This window comes from Nonomuraea sp. NPDC049725, assembly GCF_040674795.1.
Classification (GTDB): domain Bacteria; phylum Actinomycetota; class Actinomycetes; order Streptosporangiales; family Streptosporangiaceae; genus Nonomuraea; species Nonomuraea ceibae.
In genome coordinates, this window is record NZ_JBFANJ010000002.1 from 622493 (window position 1) to 637990 (window position 15498).

Genomic DNA, 15498 nt, shown 5'->3' on the forward strand with positions numbered 1-15498 from the left:
CAGTGATGCCCCCGGGGTAGGTGTGGTTCGACAGCCAGGGGGGACCTCATGAAGCCTGAGACCGACGCCAAGGACACCCAGCTCCGCCAGTACCGGGTGCCGCTGGACGACGCGCCCATGACCACGGACCAGGGCTGCCCGGTCGACGACACCGACAACTCGTTGAAGGCCGGCACCCGGGGTCCGACCATCATGGAGGACTTCCACTTCCGCGAGAAGGTCACCCGCTTCGACCACGAGCGCATCCCCGAGCGGGTGGTGCACGCCCGGGGCTCGGGCGCGTACGGCTACTTCCAGGTCTACGAGTCGATGGCCGACGTGACGTGCGCCGAGTTCCTGAACGACACGACGGCGCGGACCCCCGTGTTCGTGCGCTTCTCCACCGTGGCGGGCTCGCGCGGGTCGGCCGACACCGTGCGCGACGTGCGCGGCTTCGCCACCAAGTTCTACACCAGCCAGGGCAACTTCGACCTGGTCGGCAACAACTTCCCCGTCTTCTTCATCCAGGACGGCATCAAGTTCCCCGACTTCGTGCACGCCGTCAAGCCGGAGCCGCACAACGAGATCCCGCAGGCGCAGTCGGCGCACGACACGTTCTGGGACTTTGTCCAGATGCAGCCCGAGACGATGCACATGGTCATGTGGCTGATGTCCGACCGGGCCATCCCGCGCTCGTACCGGATGATGCAGGGCTTCGGCGTGCACACGTTCCGGTTCGTCAGCAACGTGGGGCGGGCCACGTTCGTCAAGTTCCACTGGCGGCCCGTGCTCGGCACCCACTCGCTGGTGTGGGACGAGGTGCTGCGCATTCAGGGCAACGACCCCGACTTCAACCGGCGCGACCTGTGGGAGGCCATCGAGCGGGGCGCCTACCCCGAGTACGAGCTGTGCGTGCAGCTCGTGCCCGAGTCGGCCGAGCACGACTTCGACTTCGACCTGCTCGACGCCACGAAGATCATCCCTGAGGAGCAGGTGCCGCTGAAGCCCATCGGCAGGATGGTGCTCAACCGCAACCCGCAGAACTTCTTCGCCGAGACCGAGCAGGTCGCCTTCCACCTCGGGAACGTGGTGCCCGGCATCGACTTCACCAATGACCCGCTGCTCCAGGGCAGGCTCTTCTCCTACCTGGACACCCAGCTGCTGCGCCTGGGCGGCCCGAACTTCCCGCAGATCCCCGTCAACCAGCCCGTCAGCCCGGTGCGCAACGACCAGCGTGACGGCTTCCACCAGCACCTCATCCACGAGTCGCGCACCAGCTACGCGATCAACTCCATCAGCGGCGGCTGCCCCGCCGCCATCGACGGCTACAAGCACTACCAGGAGAAGATCGACGGAACCAAGATCCGCAAGCGCAGCCCCAGCTTCGAGGACCACTACACCCAGGCCACGCTCTTCTGGAACAGCATGGCCGACTGGGAGAAGCGGCACATCGTCTCAGCGTTCCTGTTCGAGCTGGGACACGTCGAGCGCAAGCACATCAAGGAGGGCGTGCTCAAGCAGCTCGGCTCGGTCCACCCCGACCTGGCCGAACAGGTCGCCCACGGCCTCGGCCTGCCCGTGCCGCAGGGCGGCCCGGTGCACTCCGACGCCTCGCCCGCGCTCAGCATGACGAACCAGCCCGGCGGCGTCGCCACCCGCAAGATCGCCATCCTCATGGCCGACGGCACCGACGCCGCCGCCGTCACCGCGCTCAAGCAGGCGCTGGAGGGGCAGGGCGCGATCTGCGAGATCATCGCCCCGCACGAGGGCTCGATCGGCGGCATCCCGGTCGACCGCCAGCTCAGCGCCGCCAACTCGGTCCTGTACGACGCGGTCGTGGCCGCCGACGGCCAGGCCCTGGCCGCCATGGGCCGCGCCCAGTTCTGGATCATGGAGGCGTACAAGCACGGCAAGCCCATCGGCGCCGTCGGCTCCGGCGCGCAGCTCGTGGAGGCCGCCCGCCTGCCCGGCAGCACCGGCGTCGTCACCGGCGACGACATCGCCCAGCCGTTCGCCGAGGCCGTCGCCGCCCACCGCTTCTACGACCGGGACGTGTCCAGCCTTCCCGCGTGAAATACTGAGCGTGCCTGCTCGAACACGAAGGGACATGTTCATGGCGACCATGACGATCAGCAAGCCGGAGCCCGCCGTGAGCGACACCGCACCGCATCATCTCCGAGACGTCTTCGACGCCCTACCCCCCATGCCCGACGTCCGGGCAGAGGTCATCGAAGGGAAGGTCATTTTGAGCCCACTAGGCACCCCCGAGCACAGCTGGATGGCGAGCGACCTGCACGACGCGCTCCTGCCTCTCAGGAGGGAGCACGGCTGGCGGGGAGCCCCCGGCGGCGTCAACGTCTGCATCGAGGGCCCGCGCGACTCCTGCCAGCCCGACTACGTGCTCTCGCCACCCGACTGCCCCCGCTGGGGCCACCTGGAGCTGCTCTCCTCCGGCATCCTCCTCGCGGCCGAGGTGGTCTCGCCGGGCAGCGCCCGCATCGACCGCGACGACAAGCCCAAGGTCTACGCCAAGGGCAAGGTGCCCGTCTACCTGCTCATCGACCCGATCGGCGACGAGCCGGGCGTGACCGTCTACAGCAAGCCGGTCGACGGCGCCTACACCTCGATGACCAAGGTGACGGTCGGCTCGCCGATCACCCTGCCCGAGCCGGTCGGGTTCGAGCTGGACACGTCGATCTTCAAGGGCTGAGCCTGTCCATCGCCTTGGCGATGCGCTTCTCCGACACCGGGGTCGGGGTGCCGAGCGTCTGTGCGAAGAAGCTGACCCGCAGTTCCTCGATCATCCACCGGATCTCCACCACGTCCGGGTCGGAGCGCCTGGCCGGGTGCAGGCGGTCGAGAAGGTCCTGGTAGTCGTCCTCCACCCGGTGCACCCGGTCCATCCACTCCTCGTCGCGCCACGGCTCCTCGGGCAGCTTGGTGAGGCGGCGCTCGACGGCACGCAGATAGCGCAGGATGTCGGGGAGGCGGCGGTGGCCGGTGGCGGTGACGAACCCCGGGAAGACGAGCCTGCCGAGCTGGTCGCGTACGTCCTGGGTGGAGGCGCCGGCGCGCAGCCCGTCGAGGCGGGTGCCGATGGCGTGCCAGACGGTGAGGATCTGCTCCACCCGCGACAGCACCTCGGCGGCGGTGTCCCACAGGTGGGCCCGTACGTGCTGGTAGAGGCGGTCGAAGGCGACCGGGTCCCAGGCGGGGCCGCCGACGTCGTTCGTCAGCTTGTCGACGGAGGCGTTGACGATGTCGTCGAACAGCGCGACCGCGCCGCCGTGGGGGCTGCGTGACAGCGCGAGCTTGGCCTGGTTGGACAGGCCGCCGAGCAGCGACCTGGCCGGGTTGGTGACGTTGAGCAGGAGCAGGCGGCGGGTGCCGGTCCAGTGGGAGCGGCGCTGCTCGGCCTCCGTCTCGAAGATCTTGATGGAGACGGAGTCGCCGGCGTCGACAAGCGCCGGGTAGCCCTTCATGCGGCCCTGCTCGAACACCTTGGGCAGGGTGCCGAAGCTCCACGTGGTCAGGCCGGTGCGCTCCAGGTCGTCGCCCGCCTGCGAGAGCGACTTGCGCAGGCGCGGCGCCAGGCGCCGCTTGAGCGCGTCGAGGTCCTTGTCCTCGGCGATCGTGCGCTTGCGCTCGTCGATCACCCGGTACGTGATCCGCAGGTGGTCGGGGATCTGGTCGAGCTGCCAGGCGTCGTGCGGCACGCGGACGCCGGTCAGCCGCAGCAGCTCGCGCTCGACGGCCTCCAGCAGCGGCTCGCCGCCCTGCTTGACGGCGGCCAGCACCTGCTTGGCGTAGTTGGGGGCGGGCACGAAGTTGCGGCGCAGGTGTTTGGGCAGCGACCGGATGAGCGCGGTGATGAGCTCCTCGCGCAGGCCGGGGATCTGCCAGTCGAACCCGTCGGAGTTGATCTGGTTGAGCACCTGCAGCGGCACGTGCACGGTGACGCCGTCGGCGTCGGCCCCGGGCTCGAACTGGTAGGTCAGCTTCATCCGCTGGCCGAGCTGCCGCCAGGTGTCGGGGTAGTCGCGGGCGCTGACGTCGGCGCCCTCGTTGACGAGCATGTCGGGCGAGAACGTGAGCAGCTCCGGCTGCTCGGTGCGCGCCTTCTTCCACCAGGCGTCGAAGTGCCGGGCGGAGACGACGTCGGCGGGCACCCGCTGGTCGTAGAAGTCGAACAGCGCCTCGTCGTCGACCATGATGTCGCGGCGGCGGGCCCGGTTCTCCAGCTCCTCGACCTCTTCGAGCAGCTTGCGGTTGGCCTTGAGGAAGCTGTGGTGGCTGTCCCAGTCGCCTTCGACGAGGGCGTGCCGGATGAACAGCTCGCGCGACAGGTCGGGGTCGATCCGGCCGTAGTTGACCTTGCGGCCGACCACGAGCGGCAGCCCGTACAGGGTGACCTTCTCCAGCGCGATCACCGCGCCCTGGTTCTTCTCCCAGTGGGGCTCGGAGTAGGAGCGTTTGACCAGGTGCTGGGCCAGCGGCTCGACCCAGTCGGGCTCGATCTTGGCGTTGACCCGCGCCCACAGCCGGGACGTCTCGACCAGCTCGGCCGACATCACCCACTGCGGCTGCTTCTTGGCCAGCGCGGAGCCGGGGAAGATGGCGAAGCGGGCGTTGCGCGCGCCGATGTACTCCTGGACGGGGCGGCGGCCGCCGTCGCCACGCTTGTCCATGACGTCCTTGACGCCGATGTGCGACAGCAGCCCGACCAGGAGCGAGGCGTGCACCTGGCGCGGGTCGGCCGTCTCGGTGCCGGGGTGGGCGCCGAGCGACTGGCGGATCTGGCTGTAGATGTCCTGCCATTCGCGCACGCGCAGGTAGTTGAGGAACTCGGCCTTGCACATGCGGCGGAACGCGCTGGACGACAGCTCCTGCTGCTTCTCCCGCAGGTAGTTCCACAGGTTGACGTAGGACAGGAAGTCCGACTCGGGGTCGGCGAAGCGGCGGTGCTTCTCGTCGGCCTGCTGCTGCTTGTCGGAGGGCCGCTCGCGCGGGTCCTGGATCGACAGGGCGGCGGCGATGACCATGACCTCGCGCAGGCAGCCGTTGTGCTCGGCCTCCAGCACCATGCGGCCCAGGCGCGGGTCGACGGGCAGCGCGGCGAGCTTGCGGCCGACAGGCGTGAGCTTGCCGTGGGCGTCGAACGCGCCCAGCTCGTGCAGCAGGTTGACGCCGTCCTTGACCTGGCGGCGGTCGGGCGGCTCGACGAACGGGAACGCCTCGATGTCGCCCAGCCCGATGGAGGTCATCTGCAGGATGACCGAGGCCAGGTTGGTGCGCAGGATCTCCGGGTCGGTGAACTCCGGCCGCGCCAGGAAGTCCTCCTCCTCGTACAGCCGGATGGCGATGCCGTCGGAGGTGCGGCCGGAGCGGCCCTTGCGCTGGTTGGCGCTGGCCTGCGAGATGGCCTCGATGGGCAGGCGCTGCACCTTGGTGCGGTGGCTGTAGCGGGAGATGCGGGCGTAGCCGGGGTCGACGACGTACTTGATGCCGGGGACGGTCAGCGACGTCTCGGCCACGTTGGTGGCGAGCACGATGCGGCGGCCGGTGTGGCGCTGGAAGACGCGGTGCTGCTCGGCGGCGCTCAGCCGGGAGTAGAGCGGCAGGATCTCGGTGTTGCGGAACTCGGCCTTGGCCAGCGCGTCGGCGGCGTCGCGGATCTCCCGCTCGCCGCTGAGGAAGACGAGGATGTCGCCGGGGCCTTCGCCGATCAGCTCGCGGCAGGCGTGCACGATGCCCTGCGTCTGGTCGTCCTCGTCGTCGAGCGGCCGGTAGCGGACCTCGACGGGGTAGGTGCGGCCGGACACCTCGATGATCGGCGCGTCGTCGAAGTGGCGGGAGAACCGCTCGGGGTCGATGGTGGCGCTGGTGATGACGACCTTGAGGTCGGGCCGCTGCGGCAGGAGCTGCTTGAGGTAGCCGAGGATGAAGTCGATGTTGAGGCTGCGCTCGTGCGCCTCGTCGATGATCAGCGTGTCGTACTGCTCCAGCAGCCGGTCGTGCTGGAGCTCGGCGAGCAGGATGCCGTCGGTCATCAGCTTGACCAGGGTGCGGTCGCTCGCCTGGTCGGTGAAGCGGACCTTGTAGCCGACGGCCTGGCCGAGCTCGGTGCCGAGCTCCTCGGCGATGCGCTCGGCCACGGTGCGGGCGGCGATGCGGCGCGGCTGGGTGTGGCCGATCAGCCCGCGCACGCCCCGGCCCAGCTCCAGGCAGATCTTGGGGATCTGGGTGGTCTTGCCGGACCCGGTCTCACCGGCGATGATCACGACCTGGTGGTCGCGGATGGCCGCCAGGATGTCGTCCTTGCGCTGCGAGACCGGCAGGTTGTCCGGATAGGTCACGACCGGCAGGGCCTCGCGGCGTCGCGCGAGCCGCTGCTCGGCGCGTTCGACGTCGGCGAGGATCTCCGCGGCGATCTTCTCGCGCGCCTCGCGGGAGCGCACCCGGCGCACGCCGTCGAGCCTGCGCCGCAGCCGCCGCTGGTCGCGCGGCATCAGACCGGGCAGGCGGGACTGGAGCTCGGTGAGTGGAGAGGACAACGCAGGAGTTCCCATACTGCTTCAAGGATATTCGGGCCCCGCTCGCCGGGAGCCAACGGCCCATCGTGCCCCACCGCGCGGCGCGGCGCATCCCAATATCGGGGCCCCGTCGTGCCGCTGGGTGACCGTGGCCCGCCACGACCGGCCCACTCTCCCCAGAGTTGAGTCGTGGCGGGCCACGGTCACGTCTATGAGACTCCTGGAACAGCCTCCGGGTTGCCTCTGTTTGATCACGTTTACGGCAGCGCTGTGCTGCGCCGATTACCGGCTGTCGCGGCGGCCCCGACGATGCCCGCCTCGTTGCGCAGCGCGGCGGGGATGACGGGCACGCCCACCTGGACGTACGGCAGGAACTTGTCGGCCTTCTTGCTGACCCCGCCGCCGATGATGATCAGCGACGGCGACAGCAGCATCACCACGTGCTCCAGGTAGTCCTGGACCCGCCCGGCCCACTCCCGCCAGCCGAGGTCGTGCTCCTCGCGGGCCCGGTCGGAGGCGCGGTGCTCGGCGTCGTGGCCGTGCAGCTCCAGGTGGCCCAGCTCGGTGTTGGGCACGAGCACGCCGTCGACGAACAGCGCGCTGCCGATCCCGGTGCCGAACGTGAGCATGAGCACGGTGCCGCGCTCCCCGCGCCCCTTGCCGTAGGTCATCTCCGCCAGCCCGGCCGCGTCGGCGTCGTTGACCACGGCCGCCCCGCCGAACAGCTCGGCGGCGTCGGCCCCGGCCCACGACTCGTGCAGGTTGACGGCGTCGCGCATCACGCCGCCGTGCACCACGCCGGGCACGGCCACCCCGACGGGGCCCGTCCAGGCGAAGTGCTCGACGATCCGCCCCACCTCGGCGGCGACCGCCCCGGGCACGGCGGGGCGCGGCGTCGGCACGCGCAGCCGCTCCCGGGTGAGCTCGCCGGTCTCCAGGTCGACGGGCGCGCCCTTGATGCCCGAGCCGCCGATGTCGATGCCCAGCACGTCCATGCGTCTTCCACTCCCCCGTACACGGCCGCGAAACACCTCCAGGGACCCTAACTGAACCCGGGAGGCGGCTCTCGCGTATCTCGCGTCACAAGCGCTATCAAGGAGGTACGGATGCGGTCACGCATCATCGCCCTGGGCGCTGTCGCGGTCGTCATGGGCAGCACTCTCAACACCCCCGCACAGGCCACGAGCCACCGCACCCGGTTCGACGTCGTCAACCTGGTGTCGGACGTCAAGGGCAAGGCGGCGCTCACCGATCCCAAGCTGGTCAACCCCTGGGGGCTGGCCATGGGCAAGACGCTGTGGGTGTCCAACACGGGCACCGGCAGCGCCACCGTCTACTCCGGCCAGGGCAAGAAGGAGGCGACGGAGGTGGTCGTGCCGGGCGGCGCCCCGACCGGCCAGGTGTTCAACCCCGGCGACGGCTTCACCGTCAAGGGCAAACCCGCCACGTTCGTCTTCTCCAGCCCGAGCGGCGCGATCAGCGGCTGGAACGCCGAGGCCGACCCGAAGAACGCGATCATCGGCGCGTTCACGCGCGGCGCCGACTACAAGGGCCTGGCGCTGGCCGAGACGGACGACGGCGACTTCCTGCTGGCGGCCGACTTCGCGGGCGGCCGGATCCACGCCTTCGACGCCGACTTCCGGCGGGTGCGGCTGTCGCGCTCGCAGTTCAGGGACGCGGCGGTCCCGGCGAACTACTCGCCGTTCAACGTGGCCGTGGTCAACGGCAACGTGTGGGTGGCGTACGCGCTGCGCGACCCGAAGACCGGCAAGTCGGTCGCCGGGGCGGGCAAGGGCTTCGTCAGCCGCTTCGACCTCGACGGCAGGCTGACCGGGCGCATCGCGCGGACCGGCCTGAACGCGCCGTGGGCGATCACCAAGGCGCCGCGCCGCCTCGGCCAGTACGCGGGCGCGCTGCTGGTCGGCAACTTCGGCGACGGCACCATCCACGCCTACCGCGGCAACCGCCACCTGGGCGCGCTGCGCACGGCCGGCGGCAAGGCGATCACGCTGCCGGGGCTGTGGGACCTGGAGCCCGGCACGGCGGCGAACGGCGGCGAGAACGCGCTGTGGTTCTCGGCCGGCCTGGAGGGCGGCACGCACGGCCTGCTCGGTGTGATCCGCCCGGCGGGCTCCCGTCCCGCCGCCCCGGCGGCCCCGGCCACCAAGGCCCCGACGAAGGCCCCCACGAAGGCCCCCAGCCAGCCGTACGGCGGCTACTGACCTTCGGGCGTTCCCGGCGCGGCCCCCGGCCCGCGCCGGGAGCCGGGGGTCAGGGCCTAGAGTCGGGTACGTGACCGAGACCTTCAGCGCATGGCTGCGCGAGCAGTGCGAGCCCGAGTGGACGGCGGTGGTGACCCACCCGTTCGCCACGGCGATCACGACGGGTGAGGCCGACATGCGGCGCTACCTGGAGCAGGACTTCCAGTTCGTCGACTCCTTCACCGCGCTCCTCGGCGCGGCCGTCGCCTGTGCCGACACCTTCGAGGCGCGCGTCCCGTACGGGCAGTTCCTCGGCCAGGTGGCGACGACGGAGGAGAAGACGTACTTCCACCGGGCGCTGGCGGCGCTCGGCGGCAGCACGCAGGCGGCGACGGAGCCGGTGACGGCGGAGTTCCGGCAGCTCATGGACGAGGTGCGCGCCTCTCAGGACTACCCGTCGGTCGCGGCGGTGCTGTGCGTGGCCGAGTGGTCCTACCTCGGCTGGGCGTCCAGGGCGGTCGAGCCGCTGCCGGAGGGCTTCGTGCACCGGGAGTGGATCGGGCTGCACGAGGGCCCCGAGTTCCGCGCGTGGGTGGACTTCCTGCGCGGCGAGCTGGACCGGCTCGGGCCGGGGCTCGGCGAGGCGGGCCGGCGGCGCGTGCTGGAGGTGTTCGGCCGGGCGGTCGAGCTGGAGCGCCGCTTCTTCGACATGGCCCTCGGCTAACCGAGGGCCATGTCTGACGCCCTCGGCTAGCCGAGGGCGACGGCCAGGTCGGCGGCCTGCCGGTAGTGGACTCCGGTCATGCCGAGGGCGACGGCGGCGGCGACGTTCTCGGCGCGGTCGTCGACGAACAGGCAGCGCTCGGGCGCGGCCCCGGCGAGCTCGGCGGCGATCTCGTAGATGCGCCGGTCGGGCTTGGCGACGCCGACGCGGGCGCTGCTGACGACGGCGTCGGCGAAGTAGGTGAGGCCGAGCCGGTCGAGGTGCTCGTCCAGGCTGTCCATGGCGTTGGTGACGATGATCACCGGGGCGTGCTCCTGGGCCTTGGCGAGCAGGGCCCTGACCTCCTCGTCGACCCGGAACGGCACGGCGGCGAACTCGGCGGCGGCCTGCCTGGCGCGCTCGTCGCCGCCCAGCGCGGCGGCGACGGAGTCGACCCACTGCGCCTCGGTGACGCGGCCGAGCGTGGCCGGGGAGAGGATCTCGGGGGCGAAGGCGGTGCGCCGCACGGGGAGGCCGTAGCGGGCCTCGATGGCGTCCTGGACGTCGAGGTCGAACAGGCGCAGGACGCCGTCGAGGTCACACAGCACGGCGTCGTACGGGAACGCGCCGGCGGGGGTCCGGCCGGCGGGGGTCTGGCCGGCGGGCGTCGCTTCGGTGGAGGTCACAGCCATCCATTGTGCCGTGCGAGCCTGGCGGCCTCGATGCGGTTGCGGGTGTGGGTCTTGCCGATGGCCGACGACAGGTGGTTGCGCACCGTGCTCTCCGACAGGTGCAGCCGGGCGGCCACGTCGGCGATGGTGGCGCCGTCGAGGGCGGCGGCGAGCACGTCGCGCTCGCGGTCGGTGAGCGGGCTGGGCCCGGCGCGCAGCGCGGCGGCGGCCAGCGCCGGGTCGACGATCCGCTCCCCCGCCGCGATCCGGCGGACGGCGGCGGCCAGTTCCTCGACGGGCCCGTCCTTGACCAGGAACCCGGCGGCCCCGGCCTCCATCGCGCGGCGCAGGTAGCCCGGCCGGGCGAAGGTGGTGAGGATCAGCACCGCGCAGTCCGGCCGCGCGGCCCGCAGCTCCGGCAGCACGTCGAGGCCGGAGCGCCCGGGCAGCTCGATGTCGAGCAGCGCCACGTCGGGCCGGTGGGTCTCGGCGGCCGCCATGATCGCGTCGCCGGACGACACCTGGGCGACGATCTCCAGGTCGTCCTCCAGCCCGAGGAGCAGGGCCAGCGCGTCGCGCATCATGCCCTGGTCCTCGGCGATCAGGAGCTTGATCAACGCCGTCCTACTTCCAGAAACCGAGCCGGTGCCTGGCAGCGTAGTCGATGACGCGGATCTTGCCGGGTTCCAGCGCGAGCGTGCCGGAGGAGGCGCGGGGCCAGGTGGGCAGGCCGTCGCCGTTGGGGTCGCCGGCGCGGGCGAAGTTGGTCCAGTAGCCGATCATCTGGTCCGACAGCGCGCGCTGGGCGGGCGGGAGCGGGGTGTCCTTCTCCTCGAAGAGGTACGGCAGGTCGCCCGCGTGGTAGGCGCCCCAGTCGAAGCCGCTCTCCAGCGGCAGGAACATCGGCGCCTCGCGGTCGGCGAACTCGTAGCCGTACACGGGGACGTGCCGGGCCAGGAGCGTGTTCTGTTCGTGGGTGGCGCGGGCCCACATGCGGTCGGTGAGGACGGTGGCCCACGCAATACTAGGAGACTTATACCGATTTACCGGGTACTTACGAAGAATGTCAGGCGCCTTCCTGCCGAACGCTTCCCGTACAAGTTTGGGATAATTCGGCGTTTTACCCTGAATGTCGTAATTCATCGCGACAAAGAGGCGATGCTCGTCCCGGGTCGCCCCGGCCAGCACCGGCACCCGGTGGAAGCGGCCCTTGCGCAGGGCCTCGTCCGGCGACTGCGGCAGCACCCGGTTGCCGTACGCGTACACCTGGAACACGTTCATGATCTGCGGCACGTCGAGGATCTTCTTGACCGGGAGCGCGCGCAGGCACGCCAGGCTGTCGCAGCCGAGCTGCCGGGCGTACGCCTCGCCCAGGGCCGCGATCTCGGCCTTCGGCCGCCACATGAACGACGGCAGCGCCTCCAGGCCCGGCACCATGCTGCCGGCGGGCATGTCCATCATGGTCTCGCCGCTCTGCATGATCGCCCGGTGGAACAGGCCCTTGGCGCCCGGCGAGGTGAGCAGCGCGCCGATGGACGAGGCCCCGTAGGAGATGCCGAACACGGTCACGTTGCCCGGGTCGCCGCCGAAGGCCGCCGCGTTGCGCCGCACCCAGCGCAGCGCCTCGGTCTGGTCCTGGAGCCCGTACGTGCCGCCGTCGGCCAGGCCCGGGTGCCCGAAGCCGCCGAACACGCCGAGCCGGTAGTTGATCGTCACGACCACCGTGCCCTTGGCGGCCAGCCGGCGGGCGTCGGAGTAGTGCCCGGCGCCGAGCGCGCCGTCGCCGTGCAGCCACACCATCACCGGCCGCCGCGCGCCCGGCTTGGCGGGCTCGGCGGGGGTGGTCACGTTCAGGAACAGGCAGTCCTCGTCCTCGCTGCGGACGGGCGCGTACGGCGAGCCGACCTGCGGGCACATCGCGCCGGGCGCGGTGGCGTCGCGGACGCCCTGCCAGGCCGGGGCCGGGCGGGGCGGCTCCCAGCGGCCGGCGGTCGCGTAGCGGATGCCCTGGAAGATCCGGTGCTCGCCGGACACGCTGCCGCGCACCGTACCGGCGTCGGTCCGGACGACCGCCGGGTCCGGGGCGGCCTGGGTGCTCGTCGCGGTCCCGCAGGCGGTGAGCAGGACGGCCAGTGCGAGAAGTGTTCTCATGCCTCAACGGTCGCGGAAGCGCCCGGGACGCCGGAAGGTTCATGCATCCGGGATCGCCCAGGACAAATGTCCCCGGCATTACCATCTGCGAGACGGGATTCGGTATCGGAACGGTAGGGCATGAACGATCATCAGCTGCCGCCGGAGCTGTGCCCGCTGTTCGCCGACGGCGGCAGGGGACGGGCTCTGGGGATCGCTGTGCCCGAGGGCGGCATGGTGTGGCCCGATCCGGGCTACACCGGGCAGGGGCCGGCGGCGCGGCCGGCGTTCTGGATGAGCGACGAGCCCGTCTCCGGGGCCGACTGGCGGCGCTTCCACGCCGAGCACCCGCGCAGCGGGCTGTGGCCGGTGCTGCTGGACGAGAGCGCGCAGCCGTGGTCGGTGGGGCAGGTGGTGCCCGACGAGCCGGTGCAGATCGACCATTTCACCGCCGACGGGTTCATGGCCGAGGTGTGGCAGGAGTGGGTGTCGCAGATGCCCGCCCAGGACGCCCTGGACGAGCTCGACCCCTACGGGGCGATCTGTCCCGGTCTGGCCCCGCCGGGGACGCCGGTGGCCCACCCGGACGAGGTCGCCGCCTGGTACGCCGGGGTGCTGGCCGAGCGGGGGATGCCGCTGGGGCTGGTGGCCGCGCCCCGGGGCGCCGACGCGCTGGCCGTGATGGGCTGGCAGGGCGCGCTGCACCACAACGAGTGGATGGTGCCACTGGCCGCCGTGGTGCGCAGCTGGGAGGAGCGCTTCGGCGCGCGGGTGGTGGGCGTCGGCTTCAACACGCTGGAGCTGAGCGTGGCGGCGCCGCCCGTGGAGCCGGAGCACGCCATGCGCGTCGCGGCCGAGCACTGGACGTTCTGCCCGGACAACGTCGTCCAGGGGCCGGGCGACCTGCGGGGTTACGCGCAGCAGATCATCGGCGAGCACGCCTGGTCGTTCTGGTGGGACTGACGCCGCCCGCCCGGCGGCGGGCGGCGGGTCCCGATCACGGCAGGCGGGCCACCGCCCCGTAGTTGCCCGACGTCCCCGGCTGGTCGGCGCAGTGCGGGTCGCCCTCGTCAGGCCGCCACTCCGGGACCCACACCAATCCCGGTTCCAGCAGGTCCAGACCGTCGAGCAACGCCTCCACCCGGTCGCGGGAGCGCACCGCGTGCCCGGGCAGCGTCATGGCCAGCAGGTCGTTGATGGCGGGCAGCAACTCCGGCGGTATGCCGTCGAACGTCGTCTGCAGGATCGCCAGATAACTCCTTTCCGGCACCGACTGGCGCAGGCGTTTGACGACGTAGCGCGCCTGCTCGTCGTCGCTGAGGCTGTGGGTGGACACCACCACCCAGGCCATCGGCCGGTTCCAGTCGGCGAACGTGCGCACGACCCGGTCGTCGAGGATCTCGTCGATCTGGCGGATGTCGCCCTCGACCACGCGGACCGAGTCGGTGATCGGTTCGATGGTGGCCTGCGCGTTGGCCAGCACCATCGGGTCATTCTCTATATAGACGACACGCGCACAAGAGGTACGGAGCGTGTCGCGGGCGATGTCATGCAGCTGCCCGCCGGGTGGCAGGCCGCTGGGGACACCACTTCCCACGATCATGAACTGGTCAACGCCTTCACCGGCCAGGTGCCGTACGGCCCGGCACAGATACCCCTGGACGGCCCGAGCCGCGGCGGTCGTCACCGCGGCTGCCACGTCGTACCGGTTCACCGCTTCACGGTCGGCCCGGAAGTTGTTCTTGCCTCCGGTGGCGGCATCAAGGATGCGCGTGATCCTCGCGTGTGCGGTGTCGAGATTGGCCAGGTTTCGGATGGCACGTTGCCGCATTGCGTGTCGCCCCTTTCCCCTCGCCGCGTCCATTCGGGAAAGTTCCGGTCTCTGACCCCACTCGGATGACCAATGTTAATAATGATCCATAAATTCTCTTATTCAACTACATGGGGCAGTGTATTTTGAGGAAATATGACTTTTCGCATTCCCGGAGATCAATTCGCGGGCGTACGTGAAAGTCTTTCGCGATGCGCGCAGAGCATGTCGATCGTCTCGTCGCGGGTGGTCGTGGTGACCGACAGCTTGGTGAACGCCTGGTGGTACGCCTCCACCACGACCCCGTCGGTGATCAGCTCGTCGGCCTCCAGCGCGTGGGAGCACGCGATGTCGGGCTCGAACGCCTCCGCGAAGCGCCACAGCGTGAACGGGCCGGTGCGCGGCACGTACGCCGGGTCCTCCATCGGCACGATGTGCAGCGAGATGTTGGGCCGCTTGGCGTAGGCGATCAGCCGGTCGAGCTGGTCGAGCATGACCTCCGGGTCGGCGATCGAGCGCAGCAGGACGCCCTCGTCCATGACCGCCCACACGACCGGGCCGTTGGGCCCGAAGATCAGCCGCTGCCGGGCGGCCAGGATGTCGACCGCCGCGTCGGCCGTGGTGTGGCGGAACGAGCCCTGGTCGGCCGTGGCGATCGCGGCCAGCGCGTAGGACTCGGTCTGCAGCAGCGGCGGCACGAAGTGGGTGTGATAGGTGCGGATCACCGAGGCCCGGCTGTCGATGGCGCAGGTCGTCGCCAGCCACACCGGGAACGAGCTGGCGTCGTACCAGGCCAGCTCGCGCTCGCCGCGCGCCAGCGAGAGCACGTACTCGCGGGCGGGCACGGCGGTCACCCCGTAGAGCGTCAGCAGGCGCTCGACGGTGGCCGGCGCGGGCGTGATGCGGCCGGCCTCGATCGCCTCGACCGCGACGGCGCCCTTGCCGAGCGCGGTCTCCACCTTCTCCGGGCTGATCTGCGCGGCCAGGCGCAGCGATCTGAGCCGCTCGCCGAGCGCCACCCGCATCGGCTCCTCCAGCGGCGCCGCCGCGTCGGGGATCTCCATGGCCGGCTCGGGCTCCTCGGGCAGGCCCTCGGCCCTGCGGGCCAGCTCGATCACCCCTCGCAGCACGGTCAGCGAGGCGTCGGACAGCCCGGAGGCGGACACGCCGATGGCGGCGGCGCGGAGCTGAAGGTCCTCCACCGCCCCGGACTCCAGGTAATCCTCACCTACGAGCCAGCCAACGCTCACCTGGAGGCACGCCGCCAGGGCGCGCAGCACCTGGAGCGTCGGGTTGGTCTGCTTGCCGGTGCGCAACTGGCTGACGTAGGCGCGTGTGATCGGGATGCCGGCCTCGGTGAGCGCGGCGGCGACTTGAGCGCCTGTGAAACCTCGCTTGTTGAGCGCGAGATCGAGTCGCTCGGCGAACTTCGCCACGCGGACCTCCTGCTACCCGTGAACGCTCTTCCAGC

The 15498-nt window shown here is 70.9% G+C and carries 12 protein-coding genes; 5 read left to right on the top strand and 7 right to left on the bottom strand.

Features of this window, described 5'->3' with window-relative positions:
- Window positions 1-48 precede the first annotated feature (48 nt).
- Together AB0J53_RS07265 and AB0J53_RS07270 are read left to right on the top strand one after the other, a co-directional pair.
- Window positions 49-2052, top strand: coding sequence for a catalase (locus tag AB0J53_RS07265; RefSeq protein WP_357587264.1), 2004 nt, complete (start codon window positions 49-51; stop codon window positions 2050-2052).
- A 49-nt stretch (window positions 2053-2101) separates the two neighbouring features.
- Window positions 2102-2689 (top strand): Uma2 family endonuclease, encoded by a 588-nt coding sequence (locus AB0J53_RS07270; RefSeq protein WP_364169858.1) that lies wholly within the window; start codon window positions 2102-2104, stop codon window positions 2687-2689.
- Here the strand turns inward: AB0J53_RS07270 and hrpA are convergent.
- On the bottom strand, window positions 2679-6548 hold the full coding sequence (gene hrpA / locus AB0J53_RS07275) for an ATP-dependent RNA helicase HrpA (RefSeq protein WP_364169494.1): 3870 nt from the start codon (window positions 6546-6548) through the stop codon (window positions 2679-2681). The two genes, AB0J53_RS07270 and hrpA, sit on opposite strands and share 11 nt — an antisense overlap.
- Window positions 6549-6769: 221 nt before the next feature.
- Complete coding sequence (gene ppgK, locus AB0J53_RS07280; protein WP_219511580.1) at window positions 6770-7507, bottom strand: polyphosphate--glucose phosphotransferase; 738 nt, start codon at window positions 7505-7507, stop codon at window positions 6770-6772.
- 111 nt (window positions 7508-7618) lie between these two features.
- Here ppgK and AB0J53_RS07285 point away from each other — a divergent pair, with 111 nt between their 5' ends.
- Entirely contained in the window at window positions 7619-8734 is a 1116-nt protein-coding gene (locus AB0J53_RS07285) for a TIGR03118 family protein (RefSeq protein ID WP_364169497.1), read from the top strand.
- Between the two features lie 70 nt (window positions 8735-8804).
- Entirely contained in the window at window positions 8805-9437 is a 633-nt protein-coding gene (locus tag AB0J53_RS07290; protein ID WP_364169500.1) for a TenA family protein, read from the top strand.
- 26 nt (window positions 9438-9463) lie between these two features.
- On the opposite strand, the gene AB0J53_RS07295 is transcribed toward AB0J53_RS07290, so the two are convergent.
- From AB0J53_RS07295 to AB0J53_RS07305, 3 genes are read right to left on the bottom strand one after another with little or no spacing between them, the layout of a single operon-like run.
- Entirely contained in the window at window positions 9464-10102 is a 639-nt protein-coding gene (locus tag AB0J53_RS07295) for an HAD-IA family hydrolase (protein WP_364169503.1), read from the bottom strand.
- The gene (locus AB0J53_RS07300; RefSeq protein WP_219511574.1) at window positions 10099-10704 is read right to left on the bottom strand and encodes a response regulator transcription factor; all 606 of its coding nucleotides are present in this window, start codon (window positions 10702-10704) and stop codon (window positions 10099-10101) included. The genes AB0J53_RS07295 and AB0J53_RS07300 overlap by 4 nt, the downstream gene beginning before the upstream one ends.
- A gap of 7 nt (window positions 10705-10711) precedes the next feature.
- Window positions 10712-12238: a carboxylesterase family protein gene (locus AB0J53_RS07305; RefSeq protein WP_364169507.1), complete on the bottom strand. Its 1527-nt coding sequence runs from the start codon at window positions 12236-12238 to the stop codon at window positions 10712-10714.
- 120 nt (window positions 12239-12358) lie between these two features.
- Between AB0J53_RS07305 and AB0J53_RS07310 the strand changes: the two genes are divergently transcribed.
- Entirely contained in the window at window positions 12359-13180 is an 822-nt protein-coding gene (locus AB0J53_RS07310; protein ID WP_364169510.1) for a DUF4253 domain-containing protein, read from the top strand.
- Window positions 13181-13214: 34 nt separating this feature from the next.
- Here AB0J53_RS07310 and AB0J53_RS07315 read toward each other — a convergent pair whose 3' ends face one another.
- Window positions 13215-14048, bottom strand: coding sequence for an SAM-dependent methyltransferase (locus AB0J53_RS07315; RefSeq protein WP_219511617.1), 834 nt, complete (start codon window positions 14046-14048; stop codon window positions 13215-13217).
- A gap of 158 nt (window positions 14049-14206) precedes the next feature.
- Window positions 14207-15463 (bottom strand): Scr1 family TA system antitoxin-like transcriptional regulator, encoded by a 1257-nt coding sequence (locus tag AB0J53_RS07320; protein WP_364169513.1) that lies wholly within the window; start codon window positions 15461-15463, stop codon window positions 14207-14209.
- Between the last annotated feature and the right edge of the window lie 35 nt (window positions 15464-15498).